Origin of the sequence: Rubripirellula obstinata (assembly GCF_001642955.1) — a bacterium.
GTDB classification, from domain to species: Bacteria; Planctomycetota; Planctomycetia; order Pirellulales; family Pirellulaceae; genus Rubripirellula; species Rubripirellula obstinata.
The window spans coordinates 114,818-135,321 of the sequence record NZ_LWSK01000004.1 but is presented as its reverse complement, the minus strand read 5'-3'; the positions used below and the strand labels follow the sequence as shown (position 1 = coordinate 135,321).

13 protein-coding genes are annotated in these 20,504 nt (G+C 54.4%); 9 read left to right on the top strand and 4 right to left on the bottom strand.

Going from position 1 to position 20,504, the window contains the following annotated elements:
• Nucleotides 1–216: 216 nt before the first annotated feature.
• Nucleotides 217–1,026, bottom strand: coding sequence for a hypothetical protein (locus RC85_RS02640; RefSeq protein WP_068258357.1), 810 nt, complete (start codon nucleotides 1,024–1,026; stop codon nucleotides 217–219).
• 247 nt (nucleotides 1,027–1,273) lie between these two features.
• Here RC85_RS02640 and RC85_RS02635 point away from each other — a divergent pair, with 247 nt between their 5' ends.
• From RC85_RS02635 to RC85_RS02625, 3 genes are all read left to right on the top strand, one after another.
• Nucleotides 1,274–5,026 (top strand): secretin N-terminal domain-containing protein, encoded by a 3,753-nt coding sequence (locus RC85_RS02635; protein ID WP_238383085.1) that lies wholly within the window; start codon nucleotides 1,274–1,276, stop codon nucleotides 5,024–5,026.
• Nucleotides 5,027–5,070: 44 nt separating this feature from the next.
• Nucleotides 5,071–5,964, top strand: coding sequence for a hypothetical protein (locus RC85_RS02630; RefSeq protein WP_149753040.1), 894 nt, complete (start codon nucleotides 5,071–5,073; stop codon nucleotides 5,962–5,964).
• Between the two features lie 229 nt (nucleotides 5,965–6,193).
• Nucleotides 6,194–6,628: an RNA recognition motif domain-containing protein gene (locus tag RC85_RS02625; RefSeq protein ID WP_084422298.1), complete on the top strand. Its 435-nt coding sequence runs from the start codon at nucleotides 6,194–6,196 to the stop codon at nucleotides 6,626–6,628.
• Nucleotides 6,629–6,741: 113 nt separating this feature from the next.
• On the opposite strand, the gene RC85_RS02620 is transcribed toward RC85_RS02625, so the two are convergent.
• On the bottom strand, nucleotides 6,742–8,580 hold the full coding sequence (locus RC85_RS02620; RefSeq protein ID WP_068258355.1) for a phospho-sugar mutase: 1,839 nt from the start codon (nucleotides 8,578–8,580) through the stop codon (nucleotides 6,742–6,744).
• A gap of 277 nt (nucleotides 8,581–8,857) precedes the next feature.
• Here RC85_RS02620 and glmM point away from each other — a divergent pair, with 277 nt between their 5' ends.
• The 5 genes from glmM to RC85_RS02595 all read left to right on the top strand — a co-directional run bounded on the left by glmM (nucleotide 8,858) and on the right by RC85_RS02595 (nucleotide 14,776).
• Complete coding sequence (gene glmM / locus RC85_RS02615; protein ID WP_068258389.1) at nucleotides 8,858–10,198, top strand: phosphoglucosamine mutase; 1,341 nt, start codon at nucleotides 8,858–8,860, stop codon at nucleotides 10,196–10,198.
• Between the two features lie 375 nt (nucleotides 10,199–10,573).
• Nucleotides 10,574–11,962: a L,D-transpeptidase family protein gene (locus RC85_RS02610; protein ID WP_235033471.1), complete on the top strand. Its 1,389-nt coding sequence runs from the start codon at nucleotides 10,574–10,576 to the stop codon at nucleotides 11,960–11,962.
• Between the two features lie 143 nt (nucleotides 11,963–12,105).
• Nucleotides 12,106–12,651: an orotate phosphoribosyltransferase gene (gene pyrE, locus RC85_RS02605; protein WP_084422297.1), complete on the top strand. Its 546-nt coding sequence runs from the start codon at nucleotides 12,106–12,108 to the stop codon at nucleotides 12,649–12,651.
• A gap of 121 nt (nucleotides 12,652–12,772) precedes the next feature.
• Complete coding sequence (locus RC85_RS02600) at nucleotides 12,773–13,459, top strand: DUF8091 domain-containing protein (protein WP_068258353.1); 687 nt, start codon at nucleotides 12,773–12,775, stop codon at nucleotides 13,457–13,459.
• A gap of 171 nt (nucleotides 13,460–13,630) precedes the next feature.
• Nucleotides 13,631–14,776, top strand: a complete 1,146-nt coding sequence (locus RC85_RS02595) for a lactonase family protein (protein ID WP_084422291.1) — start codon at nucleotides 13,631–13,633, stop codon at nucleotides 14,774–14,776.
• Between the two features lie 190 nt (nucleotides 14,777–14,966).
• Here the strand turns inward: RC85_RS02595 and RC85_RS02590 are convergent, their stop codons facing one another.
• Nucleotides 14,967–15,821: a glycosyltransferase family 2 protein gene (locus RC85_RS02590; RefSeq protein ID WP_084422290.1), complete on the bottom strand. Its 855-nt coding sequence runs from the start codon at nucleotides 15,819–15,821 to the stop codon at nucleotides 14,967–14,969.
• Between the two features lie 204 nt (nucleotides 15,822–16,025).
• Nucleotides 16,026–17,942 (bottom strand): sulfatase-like hydrolase/transferase, encoded by a 1,917-nt coding sequence (locus RC85_RS02585; RefSeq protein ID WP_149753041.1) that lies wholly within the window; start codon nucleotides 17,940–17,942, stop codon nucleotides 16,026–16,028.
• Nucleotides 17,943–18,034: 92 nt separating this feature from the next.
• Between RC85_RS02585 and RC85_RS02580 the strand changes: the two genes are divergently transcribed.
• Nucleotides 18,035–20,359 (top strand): S9 family peptidase, encoded by a 2,325-nt coding sequence (locus RC85_RS02580; protein ID WP_238383084.1) that lies wholly within the window; start codon nucleotides 18,035–18,037, stop codon nucleotides 20,357–20,359.
• Nucleotides 20,360–20,504 lie beyond the last annotated feature (145 nt).

Sequence of the window (20,504 nt, the reverse complement as noted above, 5' to 3'; positions counted from 1 at the left end):
GCAAATACCGCTTCCCAAGAATTTTCAATTTGCAATGTTCATTTTGCAATTTGCAATGTTCGACTGGTTCGCGAAAAACATCACCCACCGCATTTTCATCAGCCCACCGTAAGGCACTCTTTGGGTTCAACTCTTTGGGGTCACCGGGCAATGCGATAGGCCCGGCCGCGCGGTAGGCCCGGCCGCTTACGCGTCGCGGCTCACTTCAATTGACAACTAGAACTGCGTGCCCGGACGACGCCAATTTAAACTGCTGTCGGCCGGTGGGCTCGACAGCCTCGCGGTTGATGCGCTGTCCTGTTGCAAGCGGGGCTGTTGCGATCTGGGAAGCGGCGCAAGTGTGCCACCCACGATCGGATTGCGGCTCTCGAATTGCGGCGATGTCGTTGGGAAGGGAGCGGCCGATAAACTGGACCGATCCATTGGCTGCAACAATTGTTGAGGCGATTGGTAGCTTGGGTTCGCTGGCATCATGCTTGGACTGATGATCGGCGAAGCGCCGGAATTGACCTGCGGCGATTGAAAAGCAGGTGGCCGGTAGTTCGGTGGCCGGTAATTTGGTGGATCAGGTGCCCTCGTCAAATCGATGATCTGCATCCCGCCCGCTCTTGGGTCGCGGGCTTGGGGCGATCCGCCAGACGCAATGGTCGTTCCTGTTTCGGTCCAGCTTGCATGCTGATTGATCGCCGGCTGGTCGAACCCGCTGACCGGTTGCACGCCTGAACCAATCGGTTGGTTGAAAGCACCGGCATTCACCTGAGGAGCGTAATTCGCTGGCGGTCCGTAACCCGGTGCCGGTGCGATCGTCCCAAGCGTTCCCGCTGGACTGAATGAACCGGTTGGTGGCGGGGTCACTCGAGTCGCTCCGCCAAACGGGCCCAAAATCGGTGCCTGGCCAGGAGTCACCGGCGAAAGACCGCCCAATGGCGTCAATGGACCCGTGGTCGTGCCATTGGTTTGGCGGCAACCACTGGCGACGAAAACGATAGCTGCAAGTGATAGCAGCGTGAAACTTGGGTGGCGCATGTCCGATCAATCCATCGGTCGAATAACGAAATCTGGTGTTTGCAAACTTGATTCCCTGAAGCTTTAGCAAAACTTTCCAAATCGTCGAAAGACCTAAATCACCCTTCTGGCGGAAATCGAACTTCAGCAGTTGTGCCGACTTTGACGATGAAATCGATCGATAGGGTTATTCCGATGCGCAGGCGGACGGCGATTGCCGATAGCCGCTGCATGATCTCGGCACCCCGGTTTCAGCGAAAAACGCACGATGGCTTGTATGAAAAACCACCTCAGCCGATCTATTTGCAAACGATCCCGGATCTCCATGGGATTCGTCGATTCCATCGTCAAGCGTTTGGCAGCTTCGCTTGTGATCTGCATGATGATGCTATGCGGAATTAGCAACGGTCAATCCAGCAACGTGCCCAATGGACCTGATCCCAATGGTTCCGAGTTGCGAACCATCAACTTGCCGATCGGCCAGGCTGCTTTGGTCGCAACGCGGCTGGGTTTGCAGTACCGAGGCCAGTCCGACGTCCAGATCTCTTTCGACGCTCGCGAAGATCGTTTGATCGTGATGGCACCGCCGTCGATTCAACAAACGATCGCCAAACAAGTCAACGAATTGCTGGAAATCGACAGCCAAGCAAAGCAGACCGGGCAAGCGAACGACGAATTTTCGCATCGACTTCGTCATTTGAACTGGCAAGCGTTCGAGCGTGAATTCCAAAAACTATCGCTTGCACCGGCGTCGGTTTTGCGAGTTCGCGGCGGGCAAGTCGCCGCATTTCGTCTGACGACCGCCCCGATGATGGGATCGACCGTGGAAGTCAATCGAAACACGGGCGTGGTCCGAGTTCAGTCGAGTGCGACGATGATCAACGGCTGGAAAAAAGTGATCCAGACTCTCGATGCGCCAGCAAACCCAATCGGCGACCAAGTCACGACAGTCCTGCGACTGCGAAACGCGGAACCCGCCCCAATCCAACGGGCAATCCGATTGCTGGGCAAGCTAGAAAAGAAGAACGCTCCCAAGCGATCCAACAACACTCGCGTCAGCAATCAACGCACGTCACCCATTCAAACCGTTGCATTTCAAGATGCCGAATTGCCTGCTCCGAATCCCGATCAAAACGAAGCTGACCAGGACAGCAACGAAGACGGCGCAGAAAGTGGATCGGGCGTGATCGGTGACACTCAAATTGAATTCGTTCCCGAATTGGGAACGATCATCATCAAGGGTGCCAAGCGAGACGTTCAACGTGTGATGGACGTGATCAAGGAAATCGAAAAGCAGAGCGAAGTCACCAAACCCGGTGTCGAAGTCGTTCAACTGCAGCACGCCGATTCCAACGCGGTCGCCACGCTGCTAAAGCAGCTTTACGAAGACGTGCTTTCCGCACGCCAGGGGGAAGTCAGCATTACGTCGCTGGACGCGCCCAACGCGTTGCTGCTGATCGGTCGCGCCGAAGCGATCAAGAGCCTGCTGGAACTGATTCAAAAGATCGACCAACCGCTGCCCGAATCTGACCGATTGCGAATCTTTCGTCTGCAACACGCGTCCGCTTTGGATGCAGAGCAAACCATCCGCGATTTCTTTACCAATCAACCAGGCGAAGACGATGATTTGCGTCCAGGATTGGGAAGCCGAGTTCGAGTGCTTGCCGACTATCGAACTAATTCTCTGATCATCAGTGCCAGTCCACGTGACATGGAAGAGGTAAGCCGCTTGATTGGCGAGCTTGATATTCAAAGCACGTCTGCCCAAACTCAAATCAAAGTCTTCCCACTCAACAACGCGTTGGCGGAAGACCTGGCAACGGTCATCGAAGATGCCATCACCGGCAACGACAGCGACGATTCCAACCTGACCAACCCATCGACTTCGCTATCGATCGTCAACCTGAATTCACCCGATGGGCAAATGCTTGATTCGGGAATCTTGGCGGGTGCAACCGTGACGGCGGATAGTACAGGCAATGCGTTGGTCGTGCGAGCCACCGCCGCCAGCATGCCGTTGATCGCGGAACTGATTCGTCAACTAGACCAATCACCCAACATCGATTCGCTGGTCAAAGTGTTCACGATTGAAAACGGCGATGCGTTGCAATTGACGACTGCATTGGTCGACCTGTTCGGTGATGACGCCGCCAGTGGTGGCACCAGCGTAGGATCGGGCAACCTAGCGGCGCTGCCACCATCAACTAGTTCAGCCGAAAGCTCGTTGGTCCCGCTGCGTTTTAGCACCGACCAACGGACCAATTCGATCATCGCCAGCGGCAGCGCCGAAGACTTGGAAGTCGTCGAAAGCATCCTGTTGCGTCTGGACAGCCAAGGATTCGCCGAGCGTATCACCGAAGTCATCTGGTTGCGGCACCAAACCGCCGGTGACATCGCCACCGCACTGCAAACCTACGTTCAACAACGCACGCAGACCGTCAACACGATTCAACAATTCCAACAAGGCCTCGGCCCGTATGACTTGCCCGACCGCGATTTGATCGTGGTTGCCGAACCGGTCACCAACAGCTTGCTGTTGAGCGTCGCACCGCGTTTGTATGAAGATGTTCGGCGATTGATTGATCGCTTAGACCGACGTCCGCCGATGGTGCTAATCAAAGTTGTTTTGGCGGAAGTTTCGCTGGGTGATACTTTTGAAATTGGTGGCGAATTCGGCTTGCAGGATTCGTTGGTTTACGACCGCGGTATCACTTCCGCTGCTTTGGGAACGCCCAGCACCCCTGGCTTCAATTTCAACAATGCCGGAGTAGCCAACGCAAATCAGTTCGCACGTGGAACCGTTGCGGCGACGGGCATCAGCAGTTTGGGTGTCGGCACAACTGCGGCCGGTGGAGGACCAGGCGGGTTTGTACTCAGCGCCGCAAGCGACTCTGTTAGCCTACTGCTTCGGACCTTGCAAACGGCCAACCGATTACAAATCTTAAGTCGTCCACAAATTATGACGCTGGACAACACACTGGCTCGAGTTCAAGTCGGTCGTACGATCGCTCGAGTAACAGACATTCTGAACAACGGCATCTCTGGGACTCAAGTGGTCACCGAGGATATTCCCATCGGTCTAATTCTAGAGGTGCGACCGCGTGTTGGAGCCGATGGTTTGATCGTAATGGACATCGATGCCACGCGTTCGCAGCGTGACACGAGCCAAGGAACTCAAATTCCGGTTGCAGGTGATCTTGGTTTTATCACGATCGATGACATTCTTGAAACCACCGCACAAAGTGTCGTCGCAGCCTACAGCGGACAAACGGTAATCTTCGGTGGACTCATTCAGAAAGAAAGAACTAATATCAGCCGTCGGGTTCCATTCGTTTCCGAGATCCCGTTGATAGGTACCTTCTTTAAATTTGATCGCGAAACAGAATTGCGCAGCGAAACTCTGATCATCATGACCCCTATGTTGGTCACCGGTGACGAGGATCTTGAATATGTCAAGCAAACTGAATCGAGCCGCATGAGTTGGTGTCTAGCAGATGTTGTCGAGATGCATGGCGATGTCGGATTGAACGGTGGTTATGGACTTTGGGGGCCAGCCATCGGTCAAACCATTTATCCCGACATCCAGCCCACCGTTGACGACATCATCATGAGTGATGATCTGTCAGTTGATTCGTGCCCGCCAAGCAGTGACATTGGCAATTTGCGCTACCGCGACAGCAGCGGATACTCCATCGATGGTTCAGAAGCAATGATCTTAGAAGATGGAATTCCGTACGAATCTTCGCCGTATAGTCCAATTCCAGTGAATCCAATTCCTGGTCAAATCGTGCCTGGCTTTACACCGAATCCAGCACCGCCGGTTGGTAATCCCGTCATGCCTTATCCCACCAGCGATATTCGCAATCCATCGTCGACGCCAACTCAGATGCCTAACATCAAGCCAGCGTCGGTGCGTTCACCGATTCTGGATGACACAAAACTTTCCTCACCAATGTCCCAGGTCAGTTGGTTGGATATGGTTAAAGATAACGGCATTGGCACCGCACCAAAGTCCGAGTGACATCATCGCCGAAGTTTGTAAACAAACGACATTAAGTTAAAGTCATGACAGAATCTCTAACCCAAAACACTGGTTTCTGCAAACCAGCGATCGTCATTCTGGCCATTGTCGTTTGCACAGGCGGATGCGCGACCTGGGGTAAAAAGGAATTAGCGAAACCCAATGGCGAGCAACCAAGCCTGCTGGAGCGTCTGCCTTTGATCGGGAAAAAGAAAGCTGACCAGGCACCCGAGCCCTACCCGAATCCTAAGAAGATGGCTGCCACATGGACGCCCGACACGCTGATACAAACTGGTCGTACGCCCACGCGTGGATTTGGTGGGCGAATCTTTTTCTACAACGAAAAATCGCAACCTGTCCCCGTCGATGGAACCTTGGTTGTCCACGGCTTTGATGATGAAGAACAGTCAGAACAACGGAAGATGAAAAGGTTTGAGTTCACCCCTGAACAGTTCACCCGTCACTTCAGCCAGTCCGACCTGGGGGCGTCGTACAGCGTTTGGATTCCCTGGGATGCCGTTGGGGGAGAACAACGAAAAATATCGCTCGTTGCCTCTTTCAAAACAGTTGGCGGTGAGGTCGTGCAAGGAATTCCAGCAACGATTCAGCTTCCCGGTGCAAAACAACCTGAAACAGCGGAGCAGCAATTCGCTCAGTTCTCACCCGAATATCAGCGTTACCTCAAGGCAACCGAGTCGGGTGCATCGCGAACCGGATTGGCGACCACGACCATCACTCGTCGCCGTGGTGAAGATCGCCAAGCGATTCCGGCAGTGGACATTGCTTCACCAACGGATCGGATTGCGTCAGGCGAAACCAAGTGGATGGACTTAGCTCCCAACCCTGATTCGCCACCATCCGACATCCGGCCGCGGCGAATCGGCGGTTTCCCAACCCAGGCGATCCCCGCCAGCACACGCATGCCATCGAGTCATTAGCCGCTGACGCGTGCTGAAAATCGGTTCTTAAATTTCGCATGTGAGCCGCGACGCGTAAGCGGCCGGGCCCAAGGAAATGCCCGAGGCCTTACGGCCAGCGGCTCACGAGAAATTAGCACGCCGAAGCCTGATCTGCCCTGATCGCTGAGGCGAAAATATTTGACCCGGACCAATCTTTTTGCTCTCCTAGCAATCAGTTGTGGTTGCCGGCCTGCATGTTTTCGTGCGAATGGAATCGTTTTCTGTTCGCGGTTACGAGCGAGGCGAGGGACGATTTGTTCCGTCGGCAATCGTTCGCAGGGTTAGTGTTGTGACGAATATCTACGTAGGAAATCTTTCCTTCAACGCCACCGACGATGACATCCGTACCGCATTCGAAGAGTTCGGAAAGATCACGTCGATCAACATCATCACCGACAAAGAAACAGGACGATCACGCGGATTTGCGTTCGTCGAAATGTCCGATGGTGCCGAAGAGGCAATCGAAAACATCAACGGCAAAGAAATAGCCGGACGCGCCGTGACCGTCAACGAAGCAAGACCACGTGAACCACGCAGCGGTGGTGGAAATCGTGGTGGAGGGAATCGGGGCGGTGGAGGCTACGGCGGAGGCGGTGGCTTTGGAGGCAGCGGCTCAAACCGAGGTGACCGCGGCGGTTATTAAGCATTGACGTAGGCCGGAACAAGCCGCTTCGGCGCAGTTCCGGCAATTGCATTGGATGGTGTCGGATTGCCGGAACTGCGCCGAAGCGGCTTGTTCCGGCCTACGCTTGTGCCTTAGCAATTCACCTTCGCGTACGCTCGCACGTCTTTTTCCAGTTCCTCCATGCGGACCTTTAACGTCGCGGTGGCTTGATCCAAATCAACCGATTGATCCGGTGACAACCTGGTGAAAACGTACAGCTTGATCTTTGGCTCGGTGCCGCTGGGTCGGACCGCGACGTAGTTGCCGGGTTCGTCTAAATCCATGATGATCAGATTTCCATCCGGGCCTTCCAGCTTTTCGCTTTGGCCTGTGGAAACCGTCGTCGTCGTCGCGATCGAGTAATCGCGAATCTTGGCGATCTTGACTCCCGCAAGCGATTCCGGCGGCGTCGTGCGAAACGATTTCATCAACCGCTGCATCGCCGCCATGCCTTCACTGCCTTCCATGATCAAGTTGATCAACGTTTCGCGGTGATAGCCGTGTTTCCGATGCAGGTCGCAAAGATAATCGTGCATCGACTTGCCATCAGCCTTCAACTGGGCCGCCAATTCACACATCAACATGCTTGCCACCGCGCCGTCTTTGTCGCGGCAGTATTGGCCGACCAAATAGCCGTGTGATTCCTCGGTTCCGTAGACAAAGTCGTCTGCACCGACGCGGTCCATCACATCGGCAATGTGCTTGAACCCGACCAGCAAATCGCCTTCGCAGCGAACGTTGTAACTTTCCGCGATCCGCCGAGTCAGCTCGGTCGTGACCAACGTTTTGATGATGTAGGAATCTGGCGTCAGCGTGCCAGCAGCCGAACGCTTACTCAAAACGTACTCGGCTAAAATTGCACCAATTTCGTTGCCGTTAAAGGTTCGCCAATCGCCAGCGGGATCCAACGTCATCGGCGCAGCGACGCCGATACGATCGCAGTCGGGGTCAGTCGCCAGAACCAGGTTTGCACCCGTTTGTTGAGCGTGCTTGATCGGAGCTTCAAAGAGAACGCTGTTTTCTGGATTCGAGACGTGACCGGGAACGTTGGGGAAATCGCCGTTGGGTTCACTGTGCGGACCATAAACTTCGATGTCCTTGAAACCAACTTTTTCAGCCAGTGGAATCACCGCGGCTGCACCGACGCCATGCAGAGGCGAGTACAGAACTTTGACGTCGCGCGGTCCATCGAACGAACACTTCGATGCTGCATCAAAGTAGGCTTGGTCAATTTCATCGGTGACGACTTCGACCATGCCCGCCGCGACTGCTTCGTCGAACGGTGTCGCTTTGATTTGTTGACAGCTCATCACCTTGTCGATGATCGCGATATCGTGGGGTGGCAAAACCTGTGCACCGCTGGACCAGTAAACCTTTACCGCATTATCGCTGGGCGGATTGTGGCTGGCCGTGACCATGATCCCACAATCGCAATTTTTGTGACGAACAGCAAACGACAACTGCGGCGTCGCTCGGTAATCGTCTAGCAAGTAAACCTTGATGCCAGCGGCAACCATGATGCCAGCACAAAGTTCAGTAAAGTGACGCGACTTGTGCCGAGTGTCGTAGGCGATCGCACACGACAGATCTTTTTTGCCGCCGTGATATTGGACGACATAATCGGCAAGCCCCTGAGCACTTTCGCCAATCGTACGGTCATTGATCGCGTTGGATCCGATCGGGTACATCCGTCCTCGGCGACCGCCGGTGCCGAACGGAATGATGGTCCAGTAAACATCGTCCAGCTTCTGCCACTTGCCGTCTTGGATGTGGGCGATCACTTCGTCGCGGTACAAAGCGTAACGGTCTTCGGTCAACCAAGCGTTAATGTTTTCCGCCGCAGTGCTGCTGATCAGTCCCTCGGCAGCGGCTTTCTTGACGGCTTCGATCGAAGGTTGGGCGGAAGTTTGGTTGGAATCAGTGTTGCTCATGGCGAGGACCGACGAGGAGAATGCAAGTTGAGGGTTTCGGGCGTTTATCAATAGTCGCCTTTCGCTCCGCGAAAGTACGCCAGCGCAACTTTCGCGGAGCGAAAGGCGACTATCGATAACCGATCGTTTTATTGGGGTTAGGGAAACGGATTGTATTTGCTGCCACGGTGGTCTGGGAACGGGTGTGCATTAGACTACTCGGACGGCAATTTGCGTTTTTAGCATCGATCAAAACACGTCGATGCAGCACTTCTATTTTCGTAGTTTGGATTCTTGCATGAGTGAATTGATCATCAGCGTCAGCGGATTACGCGGCATCGTCGGGGAAACGTTGACTCCGGAAGTCGCGGTTCGATTTGTTGCCGCCTTTGCAGCTCAATTGCCCGCGGGGCCGATCATTGTCGGGCGAGACGGTCGCAGCAGCGGGCCGATGCTCAGTCGTGCGATCATTGCATCGTTGTCAGCTTGTGGTCGAACCTGTATCGATGTCGATGTGGCGGCGACGCCGACGATCGGTGTGTTGGTCAACCAACGCGGGGCAGCCGGTGCGGTGCAAATTTCTGCCAGCCACAATCCGCCGCCCTACAACGGCATCAAGTTGTTCGGCAGCACCGGTCGGGTGCTCGACGGAGTGACGGGTGCCAAGGTGCGCGACGCTTATCTGGCTGGCGAAAATGCTTACACGCCGTTTGATCAGATCGGGCTCGTCACCGAGGACTCCGATCCGCATTCGCCTCATTTGCAAAAGGTGCTTGAAACCGTTGACACGATCGCGATTCGCGCGGCCGGTCATCGAGTGTTGATCGACAGCAATCATGGTGCCGGCAGTTTGCTTGGCGTCCGGCTTTTAGAATCGCTTGGCTGCGAAGTGGTTGCCGTGGGTGACACGCCCGACGGCAACTTTGCTCATGTGCCCGAACCCACGGCTGAAAATTTGACAGGCATTGCCGATCGTGTTCGCAAAGAGAAATGCGTGGTCGGGTTTTGCCAAGATCCAGACGCTGACCGTTTGGCTTTGGTGGACGAGCAAGGGAATTACATCGGCGAAGAATACACGTTAGCGATGTGTGTGGTTCATGCTCTTTCCAAACCAGAAACTCTCGGCCCGATCGTGATCAACGGTGCGACCAGCGGGATGAGCGAACGTTTGGCCGCTGCGGCGGGTGTGCCGTGTCACCGAAGCGCGGTCGGTGAAGCGAATGTGGCCGACATGATGATCGACAAGAAAGCTGCCTACGGCGGCGAAGGTAATGGCGGCCCCATTGACCCGCGTGTCGGCTACGTTCGCGACAGTTTCGTCGGGATGGCTCAGATTCTGGACCTGATGACAGCCACCGGGCAATCGGTTTCAGAATTAGCCGCGGCGATCCCGAAACTGCATATCCACAAAGCAAAAGCGTCGGTCACGCCAGATCGTTTGCCGGCATTATTTGAAGCATTGATTGCCAAGTATCCCGAAGCGAAGGCGCAAACCGGCGATGGGCTGCGTTTGGCGTGGGATGATCGCTGGTTGTTGGTGCGAGGCAGTAATACTGAACCGATCGTGCGATTGATCGCGGAAGCGGAAAGCGAAGAACAGGCGAAATCGATGTGCCAGTCAGCGGCGGATTTGCTGTAGCTGAGTGAACTTGTAGCACCCCAACAAATCCGGTGTGTCCCCCTAAAAGTAGGCCGTAGCGAGCCATAGCGAGTTACGGCAATTCGCGCACCGCCGTAACTCGCTGTGGCTCGCTACGGCCTACTTGTTGGCGATCAAGGGAATTTGTTGTAGCGAGTTACGGCAATTTGCGCACCGCCGTAACTCGCTATGGCTCGCTACGGCCTACTTGCTACTTGCTACTTGCTGGCGATCCAATTTTTGGCTGCTACGAAAGTGATCTGGCATTGAGGCGGCAGGCTTCGCTAAGGTGTGCCCACGCTTGGCATGGATTGCCCAGGCGGCTGCGCGGGGCGACCGATTATTTCGCTCGCGATTTTGTCACGGAGGACTGTTGTGCAAACGATCAAAACGGCTGCTATCGTCGTGTTATTGATGTCAGTGGTTTATGGTGCGTGGGTGTCGTTGACGACGCCGCCGGAATCTTTGCCGCCCGATGTCGCTGACATGATTGTGATGGATCAAACAGGTGAGTTTCCCCTGGAATCCGCATTGCCGCCGTCATTGGGTGACCTGGAAATCAATACCGGCACCGCCAGCACCGATTTTGGTGATTCCAGCGATGTCGCGTTTGGTGCTGCTGGCAATGGTGGATTGGCAACCGATCAAATTGGCATCGCAATGCCAAGCGATTCTGGTTTTGCAAACAACACAGGCAATTCTGATTCCGGTTTCGCACAGAGCCCGACCGACACTTCCGTTGCCGCCGCCGGCAACGCACCGATCGCTCAGATCGCCAGCGCCGATCCAGGCTTCACGACAACACTGACCGATCGTGTTCCGCAAACCACCGATTTCCCGGCCGCTCCGCAAATCAGCACCAGCGTTGATCCGATGACGGGTTATCAAACGACGGGACGGACCTTCCAAATGCCCGATCCGTCGCAACTTGATCCGTCACAGCTTACGCCGTCCGCCGCAAACTCGTTGATGTCCAACGGATCGCAACAGCGGCCATCAGGAATCAGCGACGACAACGTTGCCCAAGTATCGGCTATCGGAAACAGTCTGGGGCTTGATGCAGGCACCAACGTCGGGCTGGACAATGCAATCCGCACGGCTGACGCCCAATACGCAAAAGATCAACTCAAAGAAGCTCTATCGACGCTCAGCATTTTCTACAGCACGCCTAACTTGTCCGGCGAACAGCGAAGCGACTTGCTCTCTCGCTTGGACCCCTTGGCCGCCGCAGTGATTTACTCTGGCAACCATTTGCTAGAACGACCTCACCGCGTGATGTCCGATGAAACGCTCGTCAAAATTGCTCAGCGGTACGAAGTCCCTTGGCAGTTGCTCGCCAACATCAACCAAGTTCGCGATCCGATCGCAGTCCTGCCCGGCACTGAATTGAAAGTCGTTCGCGGTCCTTTCCGCGCCGAAGTTGATTTGAAGCTTCGCGAGTTGACGTTGTTCCTGGGCGATCTTTATGCGGGTCGTTTTCCGATCGGTGTCGGCAACGATCCTGCACCCAAGCCGGGAACTTACACCGTGCAAGACAAGCAAACATCAAAGGTGTTTTACGACGCTTCGGGATCCGCTTTGCCACCGGGTAGTCCTGGCAATCCGTACGGTGGTGCCTGGATTGATTTGGGTGGTAATCTGTGCATCCACGGCAGCCCCAATACAACGACGCCGGATAGCAAGGGCTGCATCAGTTTGTCGTCGGACTACGCGGATGACCTTTACGGCATTCTGTCGCATGGTTCCACCGTCACGATCAAGTAAAACGATCAAGTGGAGGCGGCGACGAACAAGTAGGATTTAGGTCAGCGAGATGAAGTGTTAGGTTCTAGGAAACGGTGGAAGCCTCGTTTCTTCCGAATCGCTTGTTCCCGCACTTCTTCCAAAACTACAGCTCGCAAATCTCCATGTACCAACGTGATCAACTGATCGAACTGCTTCGTAGCGAAGCTCTCCAGCTCGGCGATTTCACTCTCGCCAGCGGTGCCAAGGCATCCTACTACCTTGATTGTCGCAACCTGACGCTGCATCCCAAAGGCGCAAATTTGATCGCTCAGGGAATGCTTGAACTGATTCAATCGCGTGGCGAATTACCAGCGGCCGTTGGCGGCATGGCGATCGGTGCCGATCCCATCACCGCTTCGATTGTGACGATCGCCGGTCAGCAAGATTTGCCTTTGAAGGGGTTCATGGTTCGCAAGGAACCCAAGGGCCATGGCACCGGAAAGCAAGTCGAAGGCCCCGTGAAGCCCGGCGATAAAGTGGTGATTGTCGAAGACGTGATCACCAGCGGCGGCAGCGCGATCAAAGCGGTCGAAGCCGCACGCAAATTTGGCTTGGAAGTCGACACGGTCATTGCGATCATCGATCGACTCGCCGGCGGTGAAGAAGCGTTTGCAGCGGTGGGCATCGAATTGGTGACGTTGACGACGATTAAAGACTTCGGACTTTAGAAACGGTCACGAAACAAGCTCACAATCTCCCAACCCGAGCGCGTAAGTTTTGAAGCCAGCGCTACTCGATAGCCCGGCGGGCCAAGAGAATTGAAGAAAGCACGGGTATCGAAACGAAACGATGGAAACCACGCTACATCAACAATTGAAACTTCACTACGCTGGCGAGGCCGCGCAGACAGAAGTGCAGTTGGGCCGGTACCGTATCGATGCCGTTCGTGGGGACGAACTGATCGAAGTTCAATGCGCGTCATTGTCTGCGATTCGCGACAAGTGTCAAAATCTGCTGAAGCGACATCAACTTCGCGTGGTGAAGCCGGTCATCATTCGCACTCGCATTAATCGTTTGACGAGTGAAAACGGGAAAACCAAATCGCGTCGCCTGAGCCCGAAACGTGGCAGTGCGATCGATTTGTTTGATGAATTGATTTACTTCACGCGAGTATTCCCGCATCCGAATTTGACGATCGAGGTGCCATTGATTCACGTCGAACAAATTCGCGTGCCCAGCCGAAAAAAGAGACGCCGATTTTGGCACAAAGATTACCGTGTCAAAGATGTGATTTGGGAATCAACCGAAGCCACGCTCGAACTGAACATCGCAGCGGATTTGTTGTCCCTGTTGCCGAGCAGCGAAAAGGTGGGCCAAGCGGACCCGTCGGGCTGTTTCAACACCGCTGAATTAGCAAAAACGATCGGGCAATCTCGCCAATCCGCTCAGCAAATTGCCTACGTTCTGCGAAAAACCGGCGCGATTGATCAACACAGTCGCGATCGTACGGGGATTATCTACCGGCGTGCGGCATGAGGGGGAAATGTGCGTGACGAGCGACGGCGGGCCGAGTGATTTGCCGGGGAAGTATTCCTTTGCAGTCTTGCTTCGCGCCCCCGAGTGAACCATCATCAGGGCTCCCATATCAGGGCTCCCATCATCAGGGCTCCCAGCACTCGACTCTTTTTTTCATTGGAACCGAAGGCCATGCCGGATCGTTTGATTTTGACCGTGATCACGTTTGCTTGTCTGATCTTGGGGGGTGATACTTTGAAGGTTTGTAGCGCTGAATCGATTGACATTTGGATCGGCACCAGCAATCGGCCGCCGTCACGCGGAATCTATCAAGCTCAAATGAACCTGGGCACTGGCAAATTGAGCAAGCCTCGATTGGCAGCAGAATTGAAAGGCCCCGGGTTCCTTGCTCTTCATCCGACACTGGACAATCTTTATGCGATCGGGACTCCGATCGACGGTGAACCCTCGGTCGTCGCTTACAACATTGGTCGGCCCAAGAATCAATTGAGCCTCGTCAATTCGGTCGCCATTGGTGACGGCGGTGCGGCTCATTTGGCGATCGATCAAACCGGCAAGCTGTTGTTAACGGCACAGTACAGTGGCGGCAGTGTTGGCGTGTTCCGGCTGAACGAAGACGGTTCGATCAAGGACCGAACTCAATTGGTCAAGCACAAAGGTGGCAGCGGAGTCGTCGGCAATCGCCAGGATGCGCCTCACCCGCATTGGGTAGGTTTTTCACCGGACAATCAGTATGCGTTCGTGCCTGATTTGGGACTCGATCAAGTCGTGATCTATCGGATTGATCACGACGAGGCAAAACTGCTGCCACACGGAGACGTGGAACTGCCGCCCGGAAGCGGTTCGCGTCACATGAAGTTTCACCCCAATGGAAAATGGGCCTACGTGCTCAACGAACTTTCGCTGACGGTGACTCAATTGATTTGGAACCCAGAGGCGGGGACGCTAAGTCCGATGGAAACGCTGCCGACCGTTCCTAAAAAGGCATTGGAAAAAGAGAGCTTCAAGAGTGCGTCAGAAATTCGCATCCATCCAAGCGGTCGATTTCTGTATTGCGGCAATCGTGGCCATGACACGATTACGGTATGTCGCATCAATCAAAGAAGCGGTAGTTTGTCGCGAGTCGAAATCGAGAACTCACGCAGTGCGATGCCTCGAAATTTCAATCTGACACCCGATGGAAAGTGGCTGGTCGTCGCCGGACAAGATTCCCATACAGTCGCGTCGTTCTCGGTTGATCAGAATTCGGGAACGCTGCAATACAGCCAGCATATCGTGCAAGCCCCATCACCGATTTGCATTCTGTTTCAGCGATAGCAAGCAGACGCATAAGAGTCGAATGATTTGTCACCGCAATCGTAGTGGATCTTGTTAAAGATCCATCCCAAGCCGCAATCGTAGTGGATCTTGTTAAAGATCCAACCCCAGCCGCAATCGTAGTGGATCTTGTTAAAGATCCATCCCCAGCCGGATCTTTAACAAGATCCACTACGCTGACAACCGATGATCAGCGTGATCGGTAGTGCCACATGCAGGCCAGTGCAGCGACACCGTCTCGCCAGCCGATCTTTTTGCCTTCGTCGTAACCGCGACTGTCGTAACCCGTGGGCACTTCCATCACGATGGCACCACGCGAGGCGACTTTGGCGGTGATCTCAGGCTCGAATCCGAATCGGCATTCTCGCAATTGGATCGATCGAATCATGTCACCGTCAAAGGCTTTGTGGCAGGTTTCCATGTCGGTCAATTTCAAACCGGTCATCAGATTGCTGGCCTTGGTCAACGCCCAATTGCCCAACCGGTGAACGATCGAAGCGTCAGTGACTTCGCCAAGGTAGCGAGATCCATAAACGACTTCGGCGTCACCATCAAGAATCGGCCAGATGACTCTTAACAAGTCGGCGGGTTCATATTCCAAGTCTGCGTCTTGGATGGCAACGACTCGGCCGCTGCTGTGACGAATCGCCAGTCGAACTGCAGATCCTTTTCCGTGATTGGCTCGTCGAGTTAGGATCGTTCGGCCAGCCTTTTCTGGAAGGCTTTCCAACCATTGTCGGGTGCCGTCGGTGCTGCCGTCATCAACGACGATGACTTCGGTCGCCGGTGGCATGACTTGTTCGATTCGCTGCAGCACCTTTGGAAGCGTTTCAACTTCGTTGTAGACCGGAACCACGACGGTCACGTCGTAATGATCGACCGCCAATCGCCCTTGGCCGATCTCATTCGCTTCAGCAATCAAGCCAAGCGTTTCATCGATCTGGTCGATAAGCCGACCGTGATCATCAGCCGGTGACAGGCCAGCGAGTTGTTCTGAAAGCTGATCGGGTGATGCGAATACGGCGTCGTTGGTGGCAACTGTCATGCTTGGGATCCATGTCATTTAGATGGTTCAAACCGCCTGCGGATCAAATGCGATCCCGGCAGCTTCTCAAACATGGGGTACAAATCCCGACGGGGTCCGGTTAACAAGTCCAGCAAAGAAGTCCTAGCCACAATAAAGAATCGGACTGGTTGGGTTATACCGACCATCGCGGTATTGCCGAACACCAATGCCGTCCACCGCCAACTATCGCGAGCGGCTCAAGTACGCGATCCGCTTTTTTACCCACTTGCTTTTGCCGACTTCTGGCAGTGTTTGCAGTTGCCTTGGATCAATGTCCAATCGATCGTCGCCATCGGTTCCGCAATGATCGCGGACAAAGACAGCCGTGTTCAGAACCCGCAACGCCTCCGGTTCGCTGATCGATCGCTGCAACGACCGATACAGAAACGGCAACGGATCCTTCAGCGATGTTTCGCTCTTGCTACGCAGCGATGCGAAATACTCAACCGCCCGAATCACCACCAGCGGCTCCAGATCCACCAACCGTTTTTCGACGTCTTTAGAAATCTCTTTCGCCTCAACACCAAAACTGGTCGCCGCCACCAAGCCCCAAAGCCGAACCAGCGGATCTTGGTCATAAATTGCGGTGATAACTTTAGGCTTGGCGTCTTCCCAGTCCAGTAATTGCAGGTTTGCGGTCTCGATGAACCGCTTGATTTGGTCTTGGTTTCGCCTGCCAAAGGTAACTGGATCCGTCATCGCGTCCTCGACCAAATAGGCTTCGGGGACAAAGCCCAGATCAGGCATTCCGACCAACCGCTCGTTGAGCCGATCGCGCATTCGCAACAGAGTTTGCTGGTGAGCCGGATCATTGGCTAGGTTGACGGTTTCATGCGGATCAGCATCCAAGTCGTACAAGGCTTCGGGCAACTTGGGCTGGAAAAACGCATCCTGAATCGGCGTCAGCTTTTCCTGGGTATGAAGCGATTGCCATTGCTGCATCGCAATCATCTTGTAGCGATACTCGCTGTACATTCCATTGGGGTAAAACGGTTCAAAGTTGCGAATGTACTTCCATTGCCCCACGCGCAGCGACCGCACCACATCATACTTTTCATCAAACCGATCAGCATGCCCGAATGCTTCATCACGCTGGTCCACCTCCGATGCAACCATCTGCTTCCCCAAAAAAGCCTTCCCATCGACTCGTTCCGGAATTTCAATGCCTGCCAAGTTCAGCGTTGTGGGGCCGAAATCAACGAATTCGACGAAGCCATCGACGCGACTGCCGCGTTCTCGATCCACGGTGTCGGTGAAATTTGCAGGAATGCGGATGACCAGCGGGACATGCAGGCCTGATTCAAAGACGTAGCCCTTCGATCGCGGAAGCACACCACCGTGGTCACCAAAGTAAAACACAAAGGTATTTTCAAGCTCGCCTGCGTTTTTTAAGTCTTGAATAATATCGCCGACCTGTTGATCGACTGAGGTGATCAAATCGTGATACCGAGCAACCGTCTTTCGCATCAGCGGCGTATCAGGAAAATACGGCTGCAAGGTTATCGACGCGGGATCGGTGACCAGCGGTTTGTCAGCATCGGGGTGTTCAGGATGCAGCGAGCTTTCATGCGAAGTCTTGATCGTCTGCACATGGAAGAACGGTGTTTCATCGGAGGGACGGTTTTTCCAATTTGCCTTTCGCGATGATTCATCCCAGACCTTTGGGCCTGGACGGACGTTGTAGTCTTTCTTGCTGTTGTTGGTCGTGTAATAACCGCTGTCTCTTAAATACACCGGAAACATCTTAATGCCGGCTGGCATCATCGCGGGCTCGAACGCCCGGTGATACGCCGTGCCAATCCTTGGTGCATAGCAACCGGTGATCAACGTCGTTCGAGCAACCGAGCAAACCGGGCTGCACGAAAACGCGTGATCAAACGTGACTCCGGCGCGGGCCAGCGACTCGATCGCGGGCGTGGGTGTTCCCGTGCTGTCGAAATGGTTCAAATAGTGTTTTGAGTTGTCTTCGCTGATAATCCAAACGATATTCGGACGCTTTGGATCTGAGGCATTGATGGTCTTCAATGCGACGGAACTGAAAAGGAAATGGATTACAATGATGGCCAACAACATGACCGCCGGACGATTGTTTTTTATCAAGACCCAAACCTCTTAAAACCGAACACGTAATGAATTCTGTGGCGCAAACGAACTCTGGCGAACACACGCATTGTAGAGCGACGCATTGGGTTGTGCCCACAACCGCGGTCATGTTGCTTACGTTTTTACCGAGCAACTTTAGCTTTGTTTCTTGTGCCAACGCCTATCCACCGGCGAATCCCACACCCCAAACCGAGCAGTCCGGCGAACCGCAGGTGCTGACGCTGGAACGACTCTATCATCCTGACAAAAAGTTTGACTTCGATGGCAAACTGCCGATGTCGCACTGGATCGGAAAGCAAACGTCAAAACTATTGCTCAAGAAAGACAATACTTGGAAGCAGTTTCCACTTGGGAAATCTGTCGTCAAAGGCGATTCAGCATCGCAGCCCTGGCAAACCTGGCCTGCGTTTGATCAGTTGTGTAAGAATGTGAGTTCGCTCGCCAATGTGGACGCCAAAGCAGCGACGCGATCGGTCGCACGAGCGGTGCCGATGATGCAAGAAGAATCTGACACCATCTTGGTAAGGATCGGCGATACGCTGGCGACGGTTTCTTCCGAAACACCAGCACGCATTCTGACTCGCGATGCCGGTAGCTGGGAAAACGTTAAGCTGGATTCTCAAGCACGGCGGATCGGTTACACGATCGATGGCGATCTTTATGTCACCGACGTCCGAACTCACTTGACACGCCGATTGACCGACGATGGTTTAGACACGCTGCTGGACGGTGAACTGGACTGGATCTACCAAGAAGAAATTTTTGGTCGTGGTAACTTTCGGGCTTTCTGGTTTAGCCCCGACGGAAACTGGTTGGCAATGCTTCGTATCGACACCAGCGGGGTTCAGCCTTACGTGTTGTCGTCCTCCCGTGCAGACCGTGGTAATGGGTCCACCACCCGCTACAGCAAGTCCGGCGATCCGATTCCGCATGCGTCGCTTTATGTATGGGATTTACGTCGGTTTGATTCTGAACCGGTGCCAGCGCCAAAGTTGATGGTCGAATCAACGAGTGATCTGGAACAGATTGTTACTGGCGTTTGGTGGCACGCGCACGATGGGTCGCTGGTGTTCAGCGTCAGCGATCGCAAACAGACTTATCGAATGCTTTCCAAAGCCGATCCGGCGGCATTGGAAAATGGGTTGGTGTTGCCGCGATTGTTGCTGCGTGAGGAGAGCCCGGCCTGGGTCGAACCACCGGCCGCGCCGGCATGGCTGGCTGATGGTGGTTTGTTGTGGCGCAGTGAATTGCCGAGCGGAAAGTATCGCGTTTACCGTATCAGCGGTGACGGAAGTTCGATGGTGCCAGTCAGTCCAAGTTCGTTGAATGTCCGCGACTTCACGCTGTCCCCGAGCGAAGACAAGTTGTGGTTGGTGGGTGACCGCGACGGCGGCGTTGATCAGCATTTGTACCAGTGCAAATTGGATCAGGCTAACAGCGAATTAATATCGTTGACCGGCGAATCAGGCTGGCATTCGACGGATATTAGCCCCGATGGTCGCTGGCTAGTCGATCGACAGAGCGATCCATCGACGCCACCAAGCATGGTGCTTCGGCCGACAAGAATTCCCGACGGAGACTCACCCGAAACAACTGAGACACTGATTTCTGAAACACGTCTGATGACGCAGAGTCCGCTTCGCAGTCCCGAATTGCTGACAATCACGACCGACGATTCGGTGCAACTGCCAGCCTTGTTGGTGAAACCAGACCTTGAATCGGAGGATTCGCAAAAGTTTCCCGTCGTTGTCGAGGTCTATGGCGGACCAGGAACGCCAATCGTGTCGAGTCGCTTTGCGGGTCGGCAAGCATTGTATCGGGAACTACTGGCCCGACGCGGGATTGCGACGTTGGTGGTCGATAACCGGTCCAGCAGCGGCACCCCAGTGTCAGCGATGTGGTCCATTCGCGGGCGAATGGGGGAAGTGGAGTTTCGCGACGTGATGTCGGCAGTGGTTTGGTTGAAGTCGCAGCCATGGGTAGACGCTGATCGAATCGCAATCCGCGGTTGGAGTTTCGGTGGTTTTCTGACTTTGTATTCGATGACTCACAGCGATGCGTTTGTTGCGGGCATCGCGGGCGGGTCGGTCACCGATTGGCACGAATACGATTCGTTCTACACCGAACGCTACATGGGGCTGCCGTCAGAGAATAAGCACGGCTACGAAACAACGTCTCTGATTTCGGCAGCAAAAAATCTAAGTGGACGATTGCTGATGATTCATGGCGAAGTGGATGACAACGTTCACCCCGCCAACACGCTGCGAATGGCAAAGGCTTTGCAAAAGGCCCACAAACCTTTCCAGATGATGATCTACCCAGGTGCCGCCCATTCAGTGAGTGATCCTCATCAAAGTTGGCACATGGTCCAGATGACGGATCAGTTTTTACTGGATGCGTTGGACGCGAATTGACGGCAGTTGCGACGCAACGATGTAGGCCGGAACAAGCGCAGCGAAGTTCCGGCAGTTGCATTGTGCGGATTGCCGGAACTGCGTCGAAGACTCCTTGTTCCGGCCTACCTGATCTGGATGCGTTGGACGCGAATTGACGGCAGTT

Coding starts and splice junctions, on each gene's coding strand:
- glmM (WP_068258389.1), top strand. CDS start 8,858: ATGAGTGAATTGATCATCAGCGTCAGCGGATTACGCGGCATCGTCGGG.
- RC85_RS02620 (WP_068258355.1), bottom strand. CDS start 8,580: ATGAGCAACACTGATTCCAACCAAACTTCCGCCCAACCTTCGATCGAA.
- RC85_RS02590 (WP_084422290.1), bottom strand. CDS start 15,821: ATGACAGTTGCCACCAACGACGCCGTATTCGCATCACCCGATCAGCTT.
- RC85_RS02630 (WP_149753040.1), top strand. CDS start 5,071: ATGACAGAATCTCTAACCCAAAACACTGGTTTCTGCAAACCAGCGATC.
- RC85_RS02595 (WP_084422291.1), top strand. CDS start 13,631: ATGCCGGATCGTTTGATTTTGACCGTGATCACGTTTGCTTGTCTGATC.
- RC85_RS02625 (WP_084422298.1), top strand. CDS start 6,194: ATGGAATCGTTTTCTGTTCGCGGTTACGAGCGAGGCGAGGGACGATTT.
- RC85_RS02635 (WP_238383085.1), top strand. CDS start 1,274: ATGGCTTGTATGAAAAACCACCTCAGCCGATCTATTTGCAAACGATCC.
- RC85_RS02600 (WP_068258353.1), top strand. CDS start 12,773: ATGGAAACCACGCTACATCAACAATTGAAACTTCACTACGCTGGCGAG.
- RC85_RS02640 (WP_068258357.1), bottom strand. CDS start 1,026: ATGCGCCACCCAAGTTTCACGCTGCTATCACTTGCAGCTATCGTTTTC.
- pyrE (WP_084422297.1), top strand. CDS start 12,106: ATGTACCAACGTGATCAACTGATCGAACTGCTTCGTAGCGAAGCTCTC.